This is a genomic window from Stenotrophomonas sp. (assembly GCF_035634915.1).
GTDB lineage: Bacteria > Pseudomonadota > Gammaproteobacteria > Xanthomonadales > Xanthomonadaceae > Stenotrophomonas.
The window spans coordinates 90,897-106,709 of record NZ_DASQCB010000005.1; the positions used below are offsets into that span (position 1 = coordinate 90,897).

The 15,813-nt window shown below is 68.4% G+C and carries 14 protein-coding genes and 1 riboswitch; of the genes, 7 read left to right on the forward strand and 7 right to left on the reverse strand.

The genetic code is table 11. The annotated features are described in order from the left end of the window. Positions 1-9 precede the first annotated feature (9 nt). Positions 10-1,515 carry a CoA-acylating methylmalonate-semialdehyde dehydrogenase gene (locus tag VER16_RS04605; RefSeq protein ID WP_324805758.1) on the reverse strand — a complete coding sequence of 502 codons (1,506 nt, stop codon included), beginning with the start codon at positions 1,513-1,515 and terminating at the stop codon, positions 10-12. 114 nt (positions 1,516-1,629) lie between these two features. On the opposite strand from VER16_RS04605, the gene VER16_RS04610 reads away from it, so the two are divergent. Further along, entirely contained in the window at positions 1,630-2,997 is a 1,368-nt protein-coding gene (locus VER16_RS04610; protein WP_324805760.1) for a helix-turn-helix domain-containing protein, read from the forward strand. A 230-nt stretch (positions 2,998-3,227) separates the two neighbouring features. Here the strand turns inward: VER16_RS04610 and VER16_RS04615 are convergent, their stop codons facing one another. After that, entirely contained in the window at positions 3,228-5,072 is a 1,845-nt protein-coding gene (locus VER16_RS04615; RefSeq protein ID WP_324805762.1) for an RpoH suppressor, read from the reverse strand. Between the two features lie 236 nt (positions 5,073-5,308). On the opposite strand from VER16_RS04615, the gene VER16_RS04620 reads away from it, so the two are divergent. The 4 genes from VER16_RS04620 to pncA all read left to right on the forward strand — a co-directional run bounded on the left by VER16_RS04620 (position 5,309) and on the right by pncA (position 9,623). Next, the gene (locus tag VER16_RS04620; protein WP_414716020.1) at positions 5,309-6,358 is read left to right on the forward strand and encodes a bifunctional nicotinamide-nucleotide adenylyltransferase/Nudix hydroxylase; all 1,050 of its coding nucleotides are present in this window, start codon (positions 5,309-5,311) and stop codon (positions 6,356-6,358) included. A 65-nt stretch (positions 6,359-6,423) separates the two neighbouring features. Next, positions 6,424-7,833, forward strand: coding sequence for a nicotinate phosphoribosyltransferase (locus VER16_RS04625; RefSeq protein ID WP_324805764.1), 1,410 nt, complete (start codon positions 6,424-6,426; stop codon positions 7,831-7,833). An 83-nt stretch (positions 7,834-7,916) separates the two neighbouring features. Then, a riboswitch (cobalamin riboswitch) is annotated at positions 7,917-8,110 on the forward strand. A gap of 158 nt (positions 8,111-8,268) precedes the next feature. Beyond that, the gene (locus tag VER16_RS04630) at positions 8,269-8,940 is read left to right on the forward strand and encodes an epoxyqueuosine reductase QueH (protein WP_324805766.1); all 672 of its coding nucleotides are present in this window, start codon (positions 8,269-8,271) and stop codon (positions 8,938-8,940) included. A 56-nt stretch (positions 8,941-8,996) separates the two neighbouring features. Further along, positions 8,997-9,623 (forward strand): bifunctional nicotinamidase/pyrazinamidase, encoded by a 627-nt coding sequence (pncA, locus tag VER16_RS04635; RefSeq protein WP_324805768.1) that lies wholly within the window; start codon positions 8,997-8,999, stop codon positions 9,621-9,623. A gap of 43 nt (positions 9,624-9,666) precedes the next feature. Here pncA and purU read toward each other — a convergent pair whose 3' ends face one another. Further along, complete coding sequence (gene purU / locus VER16_RS04640) at positions 9,667-10,518, reverse strand: formyltetrahydrofolate deformylase (protein WP_324805769.1); 852 nt, start codon at positions 10,516-10,518, stop codon at positions 9,667-9,669. Between the two features lie 69 nt (positions 10,519-10,587). Next, on the reverse strand, positions 10,588-11,466 hold the full coding sequence (locus VER16_RS04645; protein WP_324805771.1) for a hypothetical protein: 879 nt from the start codon (positions 11,464-11,466) through the stop codon (positions 10,588-10,590). Positions 11,467-11,601: 135 nt separating this feature from the next. Between VER16_RS04645 and VER16_RS04650 the strand changes: the two genes are divergently transcribed. Further along, on the forward strand, positions 11,602-12,513 hold the full coding sequence (locus tag VER16_RS04650; RefSeq protein ID WP_324805773.1) for a LysR family transcriptional regulator: 912 nt from the start codon (positions 11,602-11,604) through the stop codon (positions 12,511-12,513). Between the two features lie 3 nt (positions 12,514-12,516). Here the strand turns inward: VER16_RS04650 and VER16_RS04655 are convergent, their stop codons facing one another. From VER16_RS04655 to VER16_RS04665, 3 genes are all read right to left on the reverse strand, one after another. Further along, positions 12,517-13,620, reverse strand: coding sequence for an NADH:flavin oxidoreductase/NADH oxidase (locus tag VER16_RS04655; RefSeq protein ID WP_324805775.1), 1,104 nt, complete (start codon positions 13,618-13,620; stop codon positions 12,517-12,519). Positions 13,621-13,779: 159 nt separating this feature from the next. Then, positions 13,780-14,586 (reverse strand): NAD-dependent protein deacetylase, encoded by an 807-nt coding sequence (locus VER16_RS04660; RefSeq protein WP_324805777.1) that lies wholly within the window; start codon positions 14,584-14,586, stop codon positions 13,780-13,782. A gap of 43 nt (positions 14,587-14,629) precedes the next feature. Further along, a complete protein-coding gene (locus tag VER16_RS04665; RefSeq protein WP_324805779.1) occupies positions 14,630-15,058 on the reverse strand; it encodes an acyl-CoA thioesterase in 429 nt (142 codons plus the stop codon). Between the two features lie 91 nt (positions 15,059-15,149). Here VER16_RS04665 and VER16_RS04670 point away from each other — a divergent pair, with 91 nt between their 5' ends. Then, the gene (locus VER16_RS04670; RefSeq protein ID WP_324805781.1) at positions 15,150-15,785 is read left to right on the forward strand and encodes a LysE family translocator; all 636 of its coding nucleotides are present in this window, start codon (positions 15,150-15,152) and stop codon (positions 15,783-15,785) included. Positions 15,786-15,813: the final 28 nt, after the last annotated feature.

Genomic DNA, 15,813 nt, shown 5'->3' on the forward strand with positions numbered 1-15,813 from the left:
TCCCTGCCCTTACTTCAGGCTGATGGTGGTGTTGACGCCGTGGCTCAGCGTCTCGTCATCGAACCAGCGGGCGGTGACGGTCTTGGTCTGGGTGTAGAACAGCACCACCTGCTTGCCGTACGGGCCCAGGTCGCCCAGCTTGGACGCGCGCGAACCGGTGAACGAGAACAGCGGCACCGGCACCGGGATCGGCACGTTGATGCCGACCTGGCCGACGTCGATGTCTTCCTGGAACTTGCGGGCGGCAGCGCCGGACTGGGTGAACAGCGCGGTGCCGTTGCCGTTCGGGTTGCTGTTGACCATGGCGATGGCCTCGTCCAGCGTTTCCGCTTCGAGGATGACCAGCACCGGCCCGAAGATTTCTTCCTGGTAGATGCGCATGTCGGTGGTGACACCGGCAAAGATGGTCGGGCCGACGAAGTTGCCCTTCTCGAAGCCATCGACCTGCGGCTTGCGGCCGTCGAGCACCAGCTTGGCGCCCTGCTCCACGCCCGAGGCGATCAGGCCCTCCACGCGCTCACGGGCGCTGCAGGAAATGACCGGGCCGACATCGGTGCCGGACACGGTGCCGCCGCTGACCTTCAGCGTCTGCGCCTTGGTGACCAGGTCCTGCACCCAGCCGCGCGCTTCGCCCACCAGCACCAGGGTGGAAGCGGCCATGCAACGCTGGCCCGCCGCACCGAAGGCGGCGCCGACCATGGCATTGAGGGTCTGTTCCTTGTTGGCGTCCGGCAGCACCACGGCGTGGTTCTTGGCGCCCATCATGCACTGCACGCGCTTGCCGGCCAGCGAGGCGCGGTTGTAGACGTGGGTGCCGACACGGGTGGAACCGACGAACGACACGGCCTTGATGTCCGGGTGGTCGCAGATCGCGTTGACCACTTCCTCGCCGCCGTGGACGACGTTCAGCACGCCCTTCGGAATGCCGGCTTCCAGCGCCAGTTCGACCAGGCGCATGGTCACCATCGGGTCCTGCTCGGACGGCTTGAGGATGAAGGTGTTGCCCGTGGCGATGGCCATCGGGAACATCCACAGCGGGATCATCGCCGGGAAGTTGAACGGGGTGATGCCCGCGCACACGCCCAGCGGCTGCATGATCGTGTAGGTATCCACGCCGTTGGCCACGTTGTTGGCCAGCTCGCCCAGCTGCAGGTTGCCGATGGCGGCGGCGTGCTCGACCACTTCCAGGCCACGGAACACATCGCCTTCCGCGTCGGGCAGGGTCTTGCCCTGTTCGGCGGTGAGGATGTGGGCCAGCTCGCTCATGTTCTCGCGGATCAGCTGCTGGTACTTCAGGAAGATGCGCGCGCGGGTGCCGATCGGGGTCTTGCGCCAGGTCTTGAAGGCTTCCTTGGCGGCAGCGACGGCGGCATCCACTTCGCTGGTAGTGGCGAACGGCACCTGGGCCAGCACGTCCTGGGTGGCCGGATTGATCACGTCCTGCCAGTGGGAGGTGGCCGATTCGATGAACTGGCCATCGATCAGCATGCGGATACGGGGCGCTGCAACGGTCATGACGACAATCCCACGGGCTCGAAAGATGCTTGGCATTATTCACAGCACCCACCTCGATTTCCGCCCTGAATCCGCTTAATCTGGCCAACACGCCAGACGATTCATGTTAATTCTGTGAATTTCCAGCCTTCCCAACGCCAGCTGGGCCTTCGCCTGCTGCGCCTGCGCGAGCAGCGCGGCTACAGCCAGGTGGACCTGGCCCGCGCCCTGGGCCTGTCGGCCAGCTACCTGAACCAGATCGAGCGCAACAAGCGCCCGCTGACGCCGGCCGTTCAGAAGAAGCTGGGTGAAGTCTTGGGCGATGTTTCCGCCCTGTTCGACGACGATGAGCCCGCCGCGCTGCAGGAGGCGCTGGGCGAGACCCTGCGCGACCTGGGCCTGGCGGAAGTGAGCGCCACCGAACTGCGGGCGCTGGCCGGCAACCTGCCGCAGGTCAGCCGCGCCCTGCTGGACCTGCACCGCCGCCACCTGGCCCTGCGCGAGCACGCCGCCGCGCTGGAGTTCCAGCTGGGCGAACCCGACGCCGGCAGCACCCTGCCCGCCGGCGACCAGGTGCGCGAGTTCTTCAACCGCATGCACAACCACATCCCCGAGCTGGACGAACTGGCCGAGCGCCTGTTCGCCGAGTGGGGGCTGTCACCGGGGCATGTGGCGCCGCGCCTGCGCCAGCTGCTGGCCGACCGCCACGGCGTGCTGGTGGAAGTGGCCGCGCTGCAGGCCGGGCGCGAGAAGCGCCAGTTCGATGCTGGCGCGCGGCGGCTGTGGCTGCCCGACTACCTTGAGCCGGGCCAACAGGCGTTCCAGATGGCGGCCGAGCTGGCCCTGCACGGCTACCTGCCGCAGATCGATGCGGTGATCGCCCGCGCGGGCTTCCACGATGAGGCGCGCATCGCGCAGGCGCGGATCGGCCTGTCGAACTACTTCGCCGGTGCGCTGGTGATGCCGTACATGCGCTTCCTGCGCGCGGCCGAGGCCAGCAGCTACGACATCGAGCTGCTGGCGCATCAGTTCGGCGTCGGCTTCGAGGCGGTGTGCCATCGACTGAGCACGCTGGCGCGGCGCAGTGCGCCGGGACTGCCGTTCTTCTTCATCCGCGTGGACCGTGCGGGCAATGTGTCCAAGCGCCATTCGGCCACCGATTTCCATTTCTCGCAGGTGGGCGGTTCGTGCCCGCTGTGGATCGTCTACGAGGCGTTCAACCAGCCAGGGCGGATCCTGACGCAGACCGCGCGCATGCCCGATGGGCGCCGCCATTTCTGGCTGGCGCGGCAGGTCAGCAGCGGGCCGGTGGGGCATGGCCAGCCGCGCAAGACGTTCGCGGTGGCGCTGGGCTGCGATCTGCAGCATGCCGAGCGGCTGGTGTATTCGCTGGGGCTGGATGTGCAGAGCCCCGGCAATTCGGTGTCGATCGGCCCGGGGTGCCGGGTGTGTCCGCGGGAGGACTGCATGCAGCGCGCGTTCGCGCAGTTGCCGGGACGGTAAGGGGTCAGATCCGCTCCGGTAGGTGCCAACCTTGGTTGGCACGCTCCACCTGTGCGCGAAGTGCATCCACGCATGGCGTGGATCTACTGCTCTGGTAGGTGCGGACCGTTGATCGGCACGGGATCTGACCCCATCCGGATAAGCGATCTGGCAGGTGCCAACCTTGGTTGGCACGCTCCACCCGTGCGCGAAGTGCATCCACGCATGGCGTGGATCTACTGCAGGTCCATTCAATAGATCGGCGTGACCTTCATCTGCGGAAGCGGGCGTGGTGCGCCGTCGGTCAGGTCCGGGCCCAGGTCTTCCCAGGTGCGGCCCTGCTCCACCATCTGCGCCCACAGCTGCTGCGAGCCGCGACGCTTGTCTTCTGAAGCGAGCTTGTACGACGGCGGCACGGGTTCACCGCTGGCGACGATCGAATACGCCGCGCGATAAGCCAGCACCTGCTGCGCGGGGTCGTCGGTGCGCGCCACTTCCAGCGTGTAGCGCTGGTAGCCCGAAGCGAGGTTGCGCCAGCGGATCCAGTAGTGGTTCTCGAACGAGAACGCGCAGAAGCGCGCACCGGCCAGGCTGCCCTTGTCGGCGATGCGGCTCAGCACCTCCTGCGGCATGTCCAGGTTCATGCCACCTTCGTCGCCCTGCAGGCTGACATGCACGATGCGGTCGCGGTAACCCGGTGCGCGCGCCTGCAGCAGGTCGCGCCAGTTCTGCATGGTCGCCACCACCGCGAACAGGAAGCGACCCAGCTCGGCCGCCGCCAGCGGCGTGGCGATGGACTGGTAGTGCCGCTGCCAGCCATGGCGGTTTTCAGTGGGCAGCACCACGGCGCGCTCCAGCGCCTGCTGGCCGGTGGTGCCGTGGCTGACATCCTCGGCGTGCTGCGGGTAGACCAGGTTGATGGCGAAGGTCGGCCAGCGAGGCATCGCTGCGTCGAACAGGTGGATGGGGAAATTGCTGCTGATGCCCCCATCGGAGAACCAGCAGATGCGGAACGCGGTGATGACCGGCCCGCAGGACTGGCCGGCACTGGTCAGCCCTTCCATGCTGTCGGCCACATTGTGTTCGGCATCGGCCGCGGCCGGTGCGTCGCAGCGGCGCTCACGACGCGCCGGCTCATGCAGCGGCACGGCACTGATGAGCAGCGGGAAGCTCAGGCTCATGCGCGTGGCCACCAGCACCGGCAACTGCGGGCCCTGCGGCAGGTGGTAGTACTGCCGCCCGTCCACCTCCACCGGCGCACCGGCGTGGTCGACCAGCCATTGCACCACGCCGGCCGGGAACAGCTGCTCGAATTCCTCGCGCAGGAACCAGAACTGCGCGCCGCCGAAGGGCAGCGTGCGCGGTTCGTTGTGCGATACGCAGGTGGTGATCATCTGCAGGCTGATCGCGTGCGGGCTCTCCGGCTCACCGGCATAGCGCGGCGCGTCGTGCAGATCGGCAAAAGTAAGCGGCGCATCCATCGGCTTGCCGGCCAGCTGCTGCAGGCTCTGGTGCAGCCATTCGGTCAGCGCCGGTGTGCGCGCATCGCGGCCCAGGCCGCTGCACAAGCCCAGCAGATTGCGCCGCGCCACCCGCGCCACCCGCAGCGCGGCACCAGCCACGCCGGCACCATAGGCGCACAGCAGCGATGGCAGCAGGGTGGCCGCCACACCGCTCCAGCCGCCGCCCCACCAGCCCAGGCCGAGCAGCAGCGCCAGCGACACCAGCACTTCCAGCGGGGCGATCTCGAACACGGCCACCGCCAGGCACAACAGCTTGCGCGGCCAGGCGTAACTGCCGGTCAGGGCCACCAGCAGCCGGTAGGCCGCACGCGCACCCCGCGCCGGCTGGAACAGGCTGTAGATGAAGCCGCGCCGCGACAGCTGCGCCGACACCGCCGACAGACCGCCATAGCCGGCGTCGTCAGCCAGATGCTCGCCGGCCTGCTGGCGGCGATCGCCATAGGCCGCCGCGGCCGCCACCGCCGCGGCGATGGCGCCGGCCGAGGTGCCACCGATGCTCTTGAACCGATACTCGCGGGCCAGCGCCAGTACCGCATTGGGGTACACGATGCCGCTGGTGATGCCGCCCTTCATGACCAGATCGCAGTATTTTTCTGCCACTACCCTGCCCCCGCTGACTGTGCCCGAGATGCCATCCGACCCTACGGATGCAGTATGACGCGAGGGCTTCTCACAGCTTGAGAACCCGGCCACGCATCCATGCATGGCGTGGATCCACCGGTGGACTTGACCGTGGCAACCATCGGCGTAGCATCAGTACCAAGCCAAGGGACAGACCCGCGGCCATCACAACGACATGAGGGATTCTCATGGAATTCGACTATCTCGTCTTCATCGGGCGTTTCGAGCCCTTCCACAACGGCCACGCTGCCGTTGCCCGCCTGGCCCTGAGCCGGGCCCGCAAGCTGATCTTCCTGGTCGGCTCTGCTGATACCCCCCGCAGCCTGCGCAATCCCTGGACCGTGGCCGAACGCGCCGTGATGATCCAGGCCGCCCTCGATGGCAACACCGAACGCCTGCTGATCCGCCCGCTGCGCGACCACCTCTACAACGAGGCCCAGTGGATCGCCAACGTACAGCGCCAGGTGGCCGAAGCCCTGCGCAACGACGGCGCCGCCGCTGATGCCAGGGTGGGCCTGATCGGCATGGACAAGGACGCCTCCAGCTACTACCTGCGCGAGTTCCCGCAGTGGCCACTGGTGGACGTGCAGCACACCGCCACCCTGTCGGCCACCGAGCTGCGCCGCTACCTGTTCGAAGCCGGCGACGTCGACTTCCACGGTGCGCTGCTGATGCTGCGTGGCAACGTGCCGGCGCCGGTGTACGACATGCTCGAAGCCTTCCGCAAAAGCGCACCGGCCTATGGCCAGCTGGTGGCCGAGTACCGCTTCATCGAACAGTACAAGGCCGCGTGGAAGGACGCGCCCTACGCGCCCACCTTCGTCACCACCGATGCGGTGGTGGTGCATTCGGGCCACGTGCTGCTGGTGCGCCGCCGTTCGGAACCCGGCAAGGGCCTGTGGGCGCTGCCCGGTGGCTTCGTCGGCCAGGACCAGAGCCTGCTCGACAGCTGCCTGCGCGAACTGCGCGAAGAGACCCGGCTGAAGATTCCGCTGCCGGTGCTGAAGGGCTCGCTGAAGAGCCAGCAGGTGTTCGACCACCCCGACCGCAGCCAGCGCGGCCGCACCATCACCCACGGTTTCCACTTCGAATTCCCGGCCGGTGAACTGCCGGCGGTGCGCGGCGGCGACGACGCCGACAAGGCGCGCTGGATTCCGGTGAGCGAAGCGCTGGAGATGGGCCCGCAGCTGTTCGAGGACCACCTGCACATCCTGGAGTATTTCCTCGGCCGGGGCTGACCCGACCGGCTTTCCCCACCGGCGGATAGACCGCCGGTGTCACCCGACGCGAAGGAGCTTCCGTCATGCATTACCTCGATAATCTTCTCCTCGACACCGACAGCTACAAGGCCAGCCACTGGCTGCAGTACCCGCCGGGTACCGATGCCACGTTCTTCTACGTGGAGTCGCGCGGCGGCCTGCATGACCGCACGGTGTTCTTCGGCCTGCAGGCGATCCTCAAGGACGCGCTGGCACGGCCCATCACCCACGCCGATATCGACGACGCCGCCGCAGTGTTCGCCGCGCATGGCGAACCGTTCAATGAAGCGGGCTGGCGCGATATCGTCGACCGCCTCGGCGGCTACCTGCCGGTGCGTATCCGCGCCGTGCCCGAGGGCAGCGTGGTGCCCACGCACCAGGCGCTGATGACCATCGAATCGACCGACCCGGCCGCGTTCTGGGTGCCCTCGTACCTGGAAACCCTGCTGCTGCGCGTGTGGTACCCGGTCACCGTGGCCACCATCAGCTGGCATGCGCGGCAGACCATCGCCAGCTTCCTGCAGCAGACCAGCGACGACCCGCAGGGGCAGCTGCCGTTCAAGCTGCACGACTTCGGCGCCCGCGGTGTGTCGAGCCTGCAGTCGGCCGCGCTGGGCGGAGCCGCGCACCTGGTCAACTTCCTCGGCACCGACACCGTTTCGGCGCTGTGCCTGGCCCGCGCGCACTACCACGCACCGATGGCCGGCTATTCGATTCCCGCCGCCGAGCACAGCACCATCACCAGCTGGGGCCGCGACCGCGAAGTGGATGCGTACCGCAACATGCTGCGCCAGTTCGGCAAGCCTGGTGCGATCGTCGCGGTGGTGTCGGACAGCTATGACATCTACCGCGCCATCAGCGAACACTGGGGCACCACCCTGCGCGATGAAGTGATCGCCTCGGGCGCGACCCTGGTCATCCGCCCCGATTCCGGCGACCCGGTGGAGGTGGTGGCCGAAAGCCTGCGCCGGCTGGACGAGGCCTTCGGCCACACGATCAACGGCAAGGGCTACCGCGTGCTCAACCACGTGCGGGTGATCCAGGGCGATGGCATCAACCCGGACACGATCCGCGCCATCCTGCAGCGCATTACCGAGGAGGGTTACGCGGCGGACAACGTGGCGTTCGGCATGGGCGGCGCGCTGCTGCAGCGTCTGGACCGCGATACGCAGAAGTTCGCGCTGAAGTGCTCGGCCGCGCGGGTGGACGGTGCATGGATCGACGTCTACAAGGACCCGATCACTGATGCCGGAAAAACCAGCAAGCGCGGCCGCATGCGCCTGCTGCGCCGCTTGGACGATGGCAGCCTGCACACGGTGGCGCTGCCTTCCAGCGGTGACGAGATGCTGCCGGCTGGCTTCGAGGATGCGATGGTGACCGTGTGGGAGAACGGCCGGTTGGTGTACGACCAGCGGTTGGAAGACATTCGCGCGCGGGCTGCGGCCCAGCGGTAAGGGCGTATCCACGCATGGCGTGGATCTACTGGAACGGGCCCCTTGACCCTGGCCAGCAACGCGTCCACCGTGGGCACGCCGAAGGTATCCCTGCCGTCGTTGCGACTACGGCAGGGATTTGAACGGGAATCCGGTGAAGGCGCCTCGCGCGCCCATTCCGGAGCTGCCCCGCAGCGGTGAATGGAAACGAATCCTGCCAACAGCACTGGGCTCGCGCCTGGGAAGCGGCAGGTAGTAGGTGGGCTGCGGCCCGCGTCCATCAGCCCGAATACCGGCCCCGGCCGGGGGACACGACCGTCCCCTGATTCGACCTGGAATCTCCGCGGGGAGGTTGCCGGGGCCACAGTCGTCCTGCGCGTGCAGGCGGCGTGGTCGCGCGCGTCCTGTTCACGGTTTCCGGCCAGACCCGTTGCCCACGCCCAGATGCACCCGACGATGACCGAGTTCCAACGCCCCACCCTGTCCCTGCCCGACGACGGCAAGCGCCTGCTGCTGCATTCGTGCTGTGCGCCCTGCTCGGGCGAAGTGATGGAGGCGATCACCGCCTCCGGGATCGACTACGCGATCTTCTTCTACAACCCCAACATCCACCCGGTGAAGGAATACGAGCTGCGCAAGCAGGAGAACATCCGCTTCGCCGAGCAGCACGGCATTCCCTTCATCGATTGCGACTACGACACCGACAACTGGTTCAGCCGTGCGCGCGGCATGGAAAACGAACCCGAGCGCGGCATCCGCTGCACGATGTGCTTCGACATGCGTTTCGAGCGCACCGCGCTGTACGCGCATGAGCATGGCTATGACACCATCAGTTCGTCGCTGGGCATTTCGCGCTGGAAGAACATGGCGCAGATCAATGACTGCGGCATCCGCGCGGCGTCACGCTACGAGGGCCTTCAGTACTGGGATTACAACTGGCGCAAGGGCGGTGGTGCCAGCCGCATGGTGGAAATCAGCAAGCGTGAGCAGTTCTACCAGCAGGAATACTGCGGCTGCGTGTACTCGCTGCGCGATGCCAACCGCCACCGCCGCGAAACCGGCCGCGAGCGCATCATGATCGGCCTGCTGTATTACGGCCAGGACAATGAAACGCCGCAGGGCGATTGACGCGCGCGCAGGGGGCGGCCACGCTGGTCGCCCCTTCCGTGCTGCTGGACCCTGCCATGACCGCCCTGCCCGCCGATGTCGCCCTGCTGGTGATCGACCTGCAGCCGGACTTCATGCCCGGTGGCGCGCTGGCCTGCGACCAGGGTGATGCGCTGGTGGCGCCGATTGCCGAGCTGCTGGCGCAGCATCGCTACCGCACGGTGGTGGCCACCCAGGACTGGCACCCGGCCGACCATGCCTCCTTCGCCAGCCAGCACCCCGGCACGCGACCGTTCGAGAGCATCCTGCTGCACGCGCAGCCGCAGACCCTGTGGCCGGACCACTGCGTGCAAGGCAGCGACGGCGCCGTGCTGCACCCGGGTGTGGACTGGACCGTGGCCGACCTGATCCTGCGCAAGGGCACCCGCAAGCAGGTGGATTCGTACAGCGCGTTCCGCGAGAACCATGGCCCAGAGGGCGAGCGCCCGCCGACCGGTCTGGCCGGCTGGCTGCATGAGCGCCGCATCCGCGAGGTGCATGTGTGCGGCCTGGCGCGCGATTACTGCGTGCTGTGGAGCGCGCAGGACGCGGTGAAATCCGGCTTCCGGGTGAAGTTCCTGTGGGACCTGACCCGGCCGGTGGCCGAAGCCAACGACGCGATGGTGCGCGAGGCGCTGGGCAAGGCGGGGATTGCGGTCGTCTGAGGCGTGACCGCCTGGCATGGCCCGGCGGACGCGGGATGGGAAATTACCGGAACACCACCGTGCGATGCCCGTTGAGCAGGATGCGGTGCTCCACATGCCGGCGCACGGCACGCGCCAGCACCTGCGATTCGGTATCGCTGCCCAGCCGCACCAGTTCGCGCGGCGTCATCGCGTGGTCCACGCGGGCCACGTCCTGTTCGATGATCGGGCCTTCGTCCAGATCTTCGGTGACGTAGTGCGCGGTGGCACCGATGATCTTGACCCCGCGTGCGTGCGCCTGGTGGTACGGCTGCGCGCCCTTGAAGCTGGGCAGGAAGCTGTGGTGGATGTTGATCGCGCGGCCAGCCAGGGCGCGGCACAGCGTCGGCGAGAGGATCTGCATGTAACGCGCCAGCACCACCAGGTCGATGCGCTCGCGCTCGACCAGGTCGATGATCTGCTGTTCCTGCACGGCGCGCGTGTCCGCGTTCACCGGCAGATGGTGGAACGGCACCTGGTAAGACGCGGCCAGCGGCGCGAAATCGGCGTGGTTGGACGCCACCGCAGCGATGTCCACTTTCAGCTGGCCGCTATGGGCGCGGAACAGCAGGTCGTTCAGGCAATGGCCCTGCTTGCTGACCAGCACCAGCAGGCGCGCGCGGCGACGGCCGTCGTGCAGCTGCCAGTCCATGCCGTAGTCGGCGGCCAGCGCGGCCATCGCCGCATGCACGGTATCCAGCGGCAGGCTGGCATCGCGGTCGAAATGCACGCGCAGGAAGAAGCGGCCACTTTCCTCATCGCCGAACTGCTGGGCGTCGAGGATGTTGCAGCCGTGGTCGAACAACAACCCGGACACGCGGTAGACGATGCCGGTGCGGTCGGGGCAGGACAGGGTAAGAATGGAATCGGGGCGCATCGCCCGAGTTTAGGGCAGCGCCGTGGCGGCGGGGACGATGGTCACCGATGCAACCGTGTGCGCCGATGATCAGCGTGGCGCCTCGATCAGCGCCTGCAGTGCCCGCAGCGCCTGACCGTCGTTCTCCCAGCCCAGCGCGGTGGTCATCAGCGCGCCGTCCTTCAGCAGATGGAAGGTGGGCGTCTGGCCAGTGCGCAGCGCCGTCCAGGACGGGCCGGGCTGCAGCGGCTGCATCGGCAGATCGGGATGCGCACGGTTCCAGTCCAGCATCTGCTGGATGGGCCAGCTCTGGTCGTTGGGCACCACCAGCTGCAGCTGTGGCCGCAACCCGGCGAATGCGGGATCGGTGGTGATCGCCGCCAGGGCACGCTGCGAGAAGCCACAGTACGGATGGACCAGCGCCACGACCTGCCAGCCCTGCTGCGGCAATGTGCGGCGAATGGCGTGGCCGGCATCGGTCAGAGTCAGCACCTGGCGCGTGGCGGCGGCGTCGCCGGTGATCTCAGGCAGAACCTTGGCATTCAGCCCGGTAGCGGCCCGCAGCGCATTGGCCTGGGCGAACCGGCGCTGTGCGATCAGCGCACGGTGCAGTTCATCGGCGCGGGCCTTCGCGGCATCGCCCTGGCCCCGCAAACGCGGCAACAGGCACTGCATCTGCTCCAGCCGCTGCGCGTCCGGCGCGTAGAAATTGACCAGCTGGGTGGCCGCGAATGCATCCTCCACGCGCTCCGCCGGTACGGCCTGGCAGCCCTCGGCGAGCATCGATGCCAGCGGATCGGCCTGGTAGGCCGCCTGCAGGCGCTGCACGCGTGCGGCCAGTGGCATCGCCCGCGCGGCCTCGTCGATGGCCAGCAGGCGGTCGGCCAGAGGGGTCGGGCCGGCGGACACGCCGGCGCTGGCCAACAGCAGCAGCCCCCCCATCCAACGACGCAGTGCGGTCGACTTCATGCGGCCTCCTTCCCCATGGACGCAGGCAGCGTAGCGCGGTCCGCCTCGGCACACCAAGGCCGGAGGCGACAATGCCGCGCCACTTAGTACAGACCCAAGCGATACTTGCCCTCCCGCATGGCAAGCTGGTCGGTCATGAACCTGTTGCAGCTCATCCGCAGCTTCACCCGCACCGCAGAGACCGGCAGCATTGCCGCCGCGGCCCGCCACCTTGGCATCAGCGCCACCGCCGTGGGCCAAAACATCAACCGGCTGGAAGCCCACCTGGGTGTGCGCCTGCTCAACCGCAGCACGCGGCAGCTGGCGCTCAGCGAGGCCGGTGCGGTGTATCTGGCGCAGGTAAAGCACATCGAGGCCGACCTGGCGCGCGCGCAGGCGATGGTCACTGCCGGCGATATCGAGCCGTCCGGGCCACTGCGCATCGCCAGCAGCAGCGCGTTCGGCCGCCACGTGCTGGCTCCCCTGCTGCCCAGCCTGCAGCAGCGCTACCCGCAGCTGCAGCTGGAACTGCGGCTGAGCGATCGCGCCGTGCAGCACGGGCCGGAAGCGGTGGATGCCAGCATCCGCATCGGCGCGCAGCTGGAGGACGGTCTGGTGGCGCGGCCGCTGGCGCGTATCCCGTTCGTGTTCTGTGCCTCGCCGGCCTACCTGAAGGCGCACGGCACGCCGGGCGATCCGGCCGCGCTGAACGGCCACCGCGGCCTGCTGCATCGCTTCCCCACCGATGGCCGGCCGCTGCGCTGGGGCCTGCTGAAGGACGGCCAGCGGGTGGATGCGGCGCTGCCGCCGAGCATGGTCTGCGATGACATCGACGCGCTGGCCGAACTGGCCGCTGCAGGCGCGGGCATCACCCGGCTGGCCGCGTTCGTGGCCGAGCCCTACCTGCGCGATGGGCGCCTGCAGGCGGTGTTCGGCCCGGCCAGCGACTGGCAACCGGAGCCGATGGAGGTGTTCTTCTGCGTGAGCGACCGCCGCGATTTCACCGCGAAGATCCGTGCACTGTTCGAGCACCTGCAGGCCGGCATGGCGCCGGCCTGGCAGGTCTGAGCTTCAGCGCGCGCGGAACACGTTGCGTGCTTCGCGCGGCTCGCAGCGCAGGTACTGCGGCGACGGCGTCACGCTGTCGCCCAATGCGGCGGCGGCGTGCCACGGCCAGCGCGGGTCGTACAGGATGCCGCGCGCCAGGGCGATGGCATCGGCCTGGTTGTGGCGCAGGATCGATTCGGCCTGTTCCGGCTCGGTGATCAGGCCCACTGCGATGACCGGCATGCGCAGCTTCTTGGCCTTGATGGCCGCCGCGAACGGCACCTGGTAGCCCGGGCCGACGCTGATCTTCTGGCGCTCGTCGAGGCCGCCGCTGGACACGTGCAGGAAGTTGCAGCCGCGTGCGTCCAGGATCTGCGCCAGCGCTTCGCTCTGCACCAGATCCCAGCCGCCATCGACCCAGTCGGTGGCCGAGATACGCACGCCCACCGATACCTTGTCCGACACCGCGGCGCGCACCGCATCGAACACTTCCACCAGCAGGCGCAGGCGGTTCGGCAGCGAGCCGCCGTAGCCATCGGTGCGGCGGTTGCTGAGCGGGGACAGGAACTGGTGCAGCAGGTAGCCGTGCGCGGCGTGGATCTCGATCAGCTCCAGGCCCAGGCGTTCGGCACGCACCGCGCTGGCGGCGAAGGCGGCGATGACCTCGGCGATGCCGGCTTCATCCAGCGCCTCCGGCGCCGGGTCGGCGGCATGGAACGGCACCGGCGACGGGGCGACGGTGGCCCAGCCGTTGGCATCGTCGGCCGGCAGTTGGCGGCCGCCGTCCCACGGGCGGGCGGTGGAGGCCTTGCGGCCGGCGTGGGCCAGCTGGATGCCCAGCGGCATCGACGACCAGCGGCGCACGCTGGCCAGCACCTGTGCCAGCGCGGCCTCGGTCTCGTCGTCCCACAGGCCCAGGTCAGCCCAGCTGATGCGCCCGCGCGGCTCGACCGCGGTAGCTTCCAGGATCAGCAGGCCGGCGCCGGACTGCGCCAGGTTGCCCAGGTGCATGGCGTGCCAGTCACTGGCGCGGCCCTCTTCGGCGGAGTACTGGCACATCGGCGCGATCACGATGCGGTTGGGCAGGGTCAGGGGGCCGAGGGACATCGGCGAGAACAGCTGGCTCAAGACGGTAAGGACATGCGGAGGGGGTGCGTATTGCACCGCTGCACGGCCTGCGGATCAACCGTCTGGATGGATCGCTGTTTCGCGCGACCTGCTGCAGCCGAGCGTGGGCTCGGCTCTACAGAAGCCGGCATCCCTTGTAGAGCCGAGCCCACGCTCGGCTCAGGGCATGGCCCAGCCCGCCAATGCCTCGGCGCAATCGCGTTCATCCTTGAACTGCAGCAGGTCATCGGCACGGGTACGCCCGCGATTCAATGCCGCCACCGGCAACCCGGCTTTGGCCGCGGCCTGCACGAAGCGGAAGCCGGAATAGACCATCAGCGAGGAGCCCACCACCAGCACCGCATCAGCCTGCTGCAGGTGCTCGTGCACGGCCTCAACGCGCTCGCGCGGCACGTTTTCGCCGAAAAACACCACGTCCGGCTTCAGCAGGCCGCCGCAGGACGGGCAATCGGGCACCACGAAGGCGGAGAAATCAGTTTCCAGATCGGCGTCGCCGTCCGGGGCGATGCCCGCTTCCAGCGCGTCCCAGCCCGGGTTGGCATCGAGCAGGCGCTGCTGGAAGTCCCCGCGCCCGCTGCGGCGTTCGCAGCCCATGCAGCGCACCAGGTCCAGCCGCCCGTGCAGATCGATCACGTTCGTGCTGCCGGCACGCTGGTGCAGGCCATCCACGTTCTGGGTCAGCAACACCTGCAGGGTGCCGCGCGCTTCCAGCGCGGCCAGCGCCTGGTGGGTGCCGTTGGGCAGGGCCAGGCCGAAACGCGGCCAGCCCAGCAGGCTGCGCGCCCAGTAGCGCTGGCGGGTGGCGACCTCACCCATGAAGGCCTGGTAGGTCACCGGCGGCGTGCGCTTCCACTGGCCGTCGGTATCGCGGTAATCCGGGATGCCCGAGGCGGTGCTGCAGCCGGCGCCAGTCAGCACGAACAGGCGCTGGGCGCGGTCGATGAAGTCGGTCAGCGGCGGGGTCATGGCAGCGAAATGGGGGCGCGTGGGCGCCCCCGCAAGCGCCGGTTCAGTCGGCGTCGACGGCGTCAGCGGCCGGGGTGCCCGGCAGCGCCGGCACCGCGATCGGGTGGCCATCGTCGCCCAGCGCGATCATCACGAAGTGGCCGCGCGTGCACAGCTTGCGCTCGCCGCTGTGCAGGTCTTCGGCAATCAGCTCCACCTCGACCTTCATCGAGCTGCGGCCCACTTCGACGATGCGGCCGATGGTTTCCACCATCTGGCCGATGCGGATGGGCAGCTTGAAATCAACCTGGTCGCTGCGCGCGGTCACCACGGTGCGGCGCGAGTAGCGGGCGGCGGCCAGGAATGCCGCCTTGTCCATCCACGCCAGCGCCTGGCCACCGAACAGGGTGCCCATGTGGTTGGTGTGGTTGGGGAAGACGATTTCGGCCATGCGCACTTCGATGGGCGGCACGGTTTCGGGGATGGGAGTCATGGCGGTGGCCATCGGTGTGGGGTGAATCATTGTATGACCGGCCCCGTGCAGGCGGCGCTACACTGCGCCACGCCCACCGCCCGGACTGCCCATGCCTGCCGCCTCCGACCTGCTGGCCTTCGCCCTGCTCTCGCTGGGCATGGTGCTCACCCCCGGCCCGAACATGGTCTACCTGGTCTCGCGCTCGATCTGCCAGGGCCGCCGCGCCGGGCTGGTGTCGCTGGGCGGCGTGGCGCTGGGCTTCGTGTTCTACCTGCTGTGTGCGGCGCTGGGCATTACCGCCCTGTTGATGACCGTGCCCTTGGCCTACGACGCGCTGCGCATCGGCGGCGCGCTGTACCTGCTGTACCTGGCGTGGCAGGCGGTGAGGCCAGGCGGACGCTCACCGTTCGCGGTGCAGGCCCTGCCTGTGGACAGCCCGCGGCGGTTGTTCGCGATGGGCTTTTTGACCAACCTGCTGAACCCGAAGATCGCGGTGATGTACCTGTCGCTGCTGCCGCAGTTCCTGCATCCGCACGGCCACGGCAGCGTGCTGGCGCAGTCTTTGGTGCTGGGATTCACCCAGATCGCGGTCAGCCTGGCGGTGAACACGGTGATCGTGCTGATGGCCGGCAGCATTGCGGCGTTTCTGGCCGCGCGGCCGAGCTGGCAGGCCGCGCAGCGCTGGCTGATGGGCACGGTGCTGGCCGGGCTGGCCGTGCGCATGGCGGTGGAAGGGCGACGGTAACAAAAAACCCCGGCATTGCCGGGGTTTT

Excerpts from the sequence above, each read along its gene's own strand:
- VER16_RS04660 (WP_324805777.1), bottom strand. The coding sequence starts at position 14,586 with ATGACCCCGCCGCTGACCGACTTCATCGACCGCGCCCAGCGCCTGTTC.
- VER16_RS04620 (WP_414716020.1), top strand. The coding sequence starts at position 5,309 with ATGGAATTCGACTATCTCGTCTTCATCGGGCGTTTCGAGCCCTTCCAC.
- VER16_RS04615 (WP_324805762.1), bottom strand. The coding sequence starts at position 5,072 with ATGAAGGGCGGCATCACCAGCGGCATCGTGTACCCCAATGCGGTACTG.
- VER16_RS04605 (WP_324805758.1), bottom strand. The coding sequence starts at position 1,515 with ATGACCGTTGCAGCGCCCCGTATCCGCATGCTGATCGATGGCCAGTTC.
- VER16_RS04650 (WP_324805773.1), top strand. The coding sequence starts at position 11,602 with ATGAACCTGTTGCAGCTCATCCGCAGCTTCACCCGCACCGCAGAGACC.
- VER16_RS04665 (WP_324805779.1), bottom strand. The coding sequence starts at position 15,058 with ATGACTCCCATCCCCGAAACCGTGCCGCCCATCGAAGTGCGCATGGCC.
- pncA (WP_324805768.1), top strand. The coding sequence starts at position 8,997 with ATGACCGCCCTGCCCGCCGATGTCGCCCTGCTGGTGATCGACCTGCAG.
- VER16_RS04670 (WP_324805781.1), top strand. The coding sequence starts at position 15,150 with ATGCCTGCCGCCTCCGACCTGCTGGCCTTCGCCCTGCTCTCGCTGGGC.
- VER16_RS04625 (WP_324805764.1), top strand. The coding sequence starts at position 6,424 with ATGCATTACCTCGATAATCTTCTCCTCGACACCGACAGCTACAAGGCC.
- purU (WP_324805769.1), bottom strand. The coding sequence starts at position 10,518 with ATGCGCCCCGATTCCATTCTTACCCTGTCCTGCCCCGACCGCACCGGC.
- VER16_RS04630 (WP_324805766.1), top strand. The coding sequence starts at position 8,269 with ATGACCGAGTTCCAACGCCCCACCCTGTCCCTGCCCGACGACGGCAAG.
- VER16_RS04645 (WP_324805771.1), bottom strand. The coding sequence starts at position 11,466 with ATGAAGTCGACCGCACTGCGTCGTTGGATGGGGGGGCTGCTGCTGTTG.